Genomic DNA, 3527 nt, shown 5'->3' with positions numbered 1-3527 from the left:
TTCGTCAATCTTGTTGATGTATTCGCTTTCGTCCAGGTCACGCTCTTCCTGAATCAAGCTCGCAGCCCGCTCCAAAGAGACAATTTCGACAGAATCAGTAAAATGAGTTGAATAGTCGCCCGTGGAATCATTCGGCAAAATTTGCTTTTCGCCAGCCAGAGCACGCAAAAAATCAGCCTTTCCGCCACCGTTCGGACCGATTACAAGCCATGCTTCACCTGCCCGCATTTCCCAGTCAAGGGAAGGAATTTTAGTTCCGTGCAAATCCTGCACGCGGCAGTTGTTTATGTAGATTAAGGAATTTTCTTTCATAATAAGTTAAGTATAGCGAGGAAATTAAAAAGTGAAAATGGAAAATTGAAAGTTGGAAATTTAAATGTGAAAGTTTTGGGCGTACCGGCTTCGCCGTCGGGCTTTCCGCCATTCCGCTGTCGCTGCAGCCGCTTGCTCACTCGCTCCCGCTCGTTTGGCTCGCGGCCGCCTTCGGCGTGGCTACAATCCCTTACGCATTTGCTTTTCGATGATTTTACTTTCTTCTTGCCAATCTTATTCCTACAGTTTTCTGGCCTGTGCTTGTGTTTTTGGCGCAGACATACTGGTTTTCAAAGTAGCGGCAGTCATTTTTCAGGTAGAAGATTGTGCTTCCGTAGTTTCCGCCGCGGATGACTCTTGATTTGTAGGAAGATGAATTTACGACCGGATCGGTGAAAGTTCCGCTGTCTTCTACAGGATTTATGTAAGAGTGGGTGTCGCCTTTTGGTATTGAAGATTCGTAGCCGGGCTGTTTGCATTTCCAGTAATCGTAGCACCATTCGTATGCGTTTCCTGCCATGTCGTAAAGACCAAGTGAATTCGGCTGCCTTGTGCCGACTTCGTGGGTTCGGATTTCAAGGTCGTCGTCGCTGTAGCCTGATGAATTTAAAACAGACCATGCGACTTTTTTGTAGTTATTGCTTCCCGGATATTCGTAAGTCCAGTCGTTACCTGTTTTTCCGGCTCCGCGGGCGGCAAATTCCCATTCAGCTTCGGTAGGCAGGCGGTATCCGTTTTTTGAGAAATCGTAGGTTACTGTTGCAGAATCAATATATGATTTATTGTTCTTTCGGCTGATGCCTGTCATTGTGTAGACTTTTTCATAGCCGCAAAGTTCAGTCAGTTTGTTGCAGAATTCTATTGCATCGAACCAGCTCATTCCCGTTACAGGACGAAGTTTTTGATTACAATACAAGAGATTGCCGTGTCTAAGCAAGGGCGACAAGCAATGCCCTTGAGCACGGCAATGACTCATACTTATTGGTCATCCCCTTTCAGAATTTCGTAGCTTTTGAAGGAGAGGGAGCAGGCTGTTTGACCAAGCTCATTCTTTTGTAGAAATCTTTTTTCCGTAGTGAAGGTGTGCGAGAAAGCCTTCCTCGTCAACTATGGCCATGTAATAGCCGATGTGGTCATTTTCAAGGCCGAAGACCCTGTTTTTTTCATCATAAGTAATTTTATTTAATCCCAGTTGATTTCTGTAAAAAAAATTTATATTGTTCAAGCCCGAGCTGGGGAAAGACAGATGAAGCTTAAATTTTTTTCTTGACAAATTGTGCAATCGGTTGCACAATGAGATATGAGCATTTGTATTCACCATGAACTGAACAGACTTGCCGCCTACGGACTTAAGGCAGGCCTTTTTGAAAAAGAAGATTTAGCATTCGTAAAGAACCAATTCCTTCTTCTGCTGAACCTTGATGGATTTGAGAATGACGACGAAGTTGCCGCTGTTCCCGAAGTTGAGATTTCTGACCTTGAGGATATCCTGAAAAATATCCTTGATTATGCCGTGGCTCATAATCTTGTCGGTGGCGACGGCACTGTTTACCGTGATTTGTTTGACACCCGGCTGATGAGCGTGATGGTTGACCGTCCGGCTAATATCATCAGGAAATTCAATGAGCTTTACGCCGAATCTCCGAAAAAGGCGACGGATTTCTTCTATAAATTATCTCAGGATTCTGACTATATCCGCCGTTACCGTGTGTGCAAGGATTTGAAATGGGTGTCAAAAACTCAGTACGGCGACATGGACATTACTATTAATCTTTCTAAGCCCGAAAAAGACCCCAAGGCAATCGCTGCCGCCAAGCTTATGAAACAGTCTGGCTACCCGAAGTGCCTTTTGTGCAAGGAAAACGAAGGCTATGCGGGAAGGGTGAATCATCCGGCCCGGGAAAATCACCGCATTATTCCGATTGAACTTGCGGGCGAGAAGTGGGGCTTCCAGTATTCACCTTATGTTTACTACAACGAGCACTGTATCGTATTCAATTATGAGCACACTCCCATGCTTATCTCAAAAAAGACTTTCCAAAGGCTCCTTGATTTTGTTGATAAATTTCCCCATTACACAATCGGAAGCAACGCGGATTTGCCGATTGTCGGCGGCTCAATCCTCACCCACGACCATTTCCAGGGCGGTGCCTATGAATTCCCCATGGCAAAGGCTCCCGTGGATAAGGAATTTTCTGTCAAAGGCTATGAGGACGTAAAATGCGGCATCGTAAAATGGCCTATGAGCGTAATCCGCGTCTCCTCTGCAAAAAAAGAGCGGCTCGTGGAATTCGCTGAGCATGTTCTTGAAAAATGGCGGGCCTATACCGATGAAAACGCCTTTATCTTCGCTGAGACTGACGGCGAGAAGCACAATACCTTGAACCCCATTGCCCGCCGCCGGGGAAGCGACTTCGAGCTGGACTTGGTTTTGCGCAACAATATCACCACGAAGGAGCATCCGCTGGGCTTTTATCATCCCCATGCGGAGCTTCACCACATCAAAAAGGAAAATATTGGCCTGATTGAGGTTATGGGGCTTGCAATCCTTCCGGGACGGCTCAAGACAGAACTTTCTGAACTGACGGCCGCACTGAAAGAAGGACGCGATATTTCTTCTGACGAAAGTCTGGCAAAACACAGCGACTGGGTAGCCGAGCTGAAGCAGAAATATGACTTTGCTTCCCTTTCACCGGATAAAATCGACGGAATTCTCAAGGACGAGATAGGACATGTCTTCTCCAAGGTTCTTGAGCATGCCGGCGTTTACAAATATACAGAAGAAGGAAAAACGGCGTTCAAAAAATTCATTGAAACGCTGTAAAATTTCAGGATACAACGATGACCGAGTCAAAAAAACTGGATGATGGAGTCGTGCTTTACACTGTTTCACGGGAAAAAATCTCTTTTTCTGCGATGAATCTTGGCTGCACGATAACAAATCTTTTTGTGCCGAACAAAACTGGCGGCAAGACAGACATTCTCTTGGGGTATGATACCCTTGACGGCTGGAAAAAAGGAACTGAGGCTCACAATGCGATTGTCGGGCGGGTTGCCAACAGAATCAGGGGTGCTGCAGGGCATCCGCATTAAAATAACTTAATGACTCTATCCAGATAATCTTCGCATTTATCGCAAATGTGCTGCTTTTGAGAAATTGTAATGTTTTTGGATTTTATGACATCCGAAAAATCTGCTTGCTTCAGAAGATTCAT

General features: G+C 45.4%; 3 protein-coding genes and 1 pseudogene. 2 read left to right on the top strand and 2 right to left on the bottom strand.

All coding sequences use genetic code 11. From position 1 onward, the window contains the following. A pseudogene (locus tag IJJ71_RS14805) lies at window positions 1-312 on the bottom strand (ATP-binding cassette domain-containing protein); the annotation flags it as partial. A 214-nt stretch (window positions 313-526) separates the two neighbouring features. Further along, the gene (locus tag IJJ71_RS14800; RefSeq protein ID WP_296848127.1) at window positions 527-1228 is read right to left on the bottom strand and encodes a formylglycine-generating enzyme family protein; all 702 of its coding nucleotides are present in this window, start codon (window positions 1226-1228) and stop codon (window positions 527-529) included. 384 nt (window positions 1229-1612) lie between these two features. Between IJJ71_RS14800 and galT the strand changes: the two genes are divergently transcribed. Together galT and IJJ71_RS14790 are read left to right on the top strand one after the other, a co-directional pair. Beyond that, complete coding sequence (gene galT, locus IJJ71_RS14795; protein ID WP_296848125.1) at window positions 1613-3136, top strand: UDP-glucose--hexose-1-phosphate uridylyltransferase; 1524 nt, start codon at window positions 1613-1615, stop codon at window positions 3134-3136. A gap of 17 nt (window positions 3137-3153) precedes the next feature. Beyond that, complete coding sequence (locus tag IJJ71_RS14790) at window positions 3154-3405, top strand: aldose epimerase family protein (RefSeq protein ID WP_296848124.1); 252 nt, start codon at window positions 3154-3156, stop codon at window positions 3403-3405. The last annotated feature ends 122 nt before the right edge of the window (window positions 3406-3527 follow it).

The sequence above is a fragment of the Treponema sp. genome, from assembly GCF_017430385.1.
Lineage (GTDB): Bacteria > Spirochaetota > Spirochaetia > Treponematales > Treponemataceae > Treponema_D.
This window is presented reverse-complemented; position numbering and strand designations above follow the sequence as displayed.

Coding starts and splice junctions, on each gene's coding strand:
- galT (WP_296848125.1), top strand. CDS start 1,613: ATGAGCATTTGTATTCACCATGAACTGAACAGACTTGCCGCCTACGGA.
- IJJ71_RS14790 (WP_296848124.1), top strand. CDS start 3,154: ATGACCGAGTCAAAAAAACTGGATGATGGAGTCGTGCTTTACACTGTT.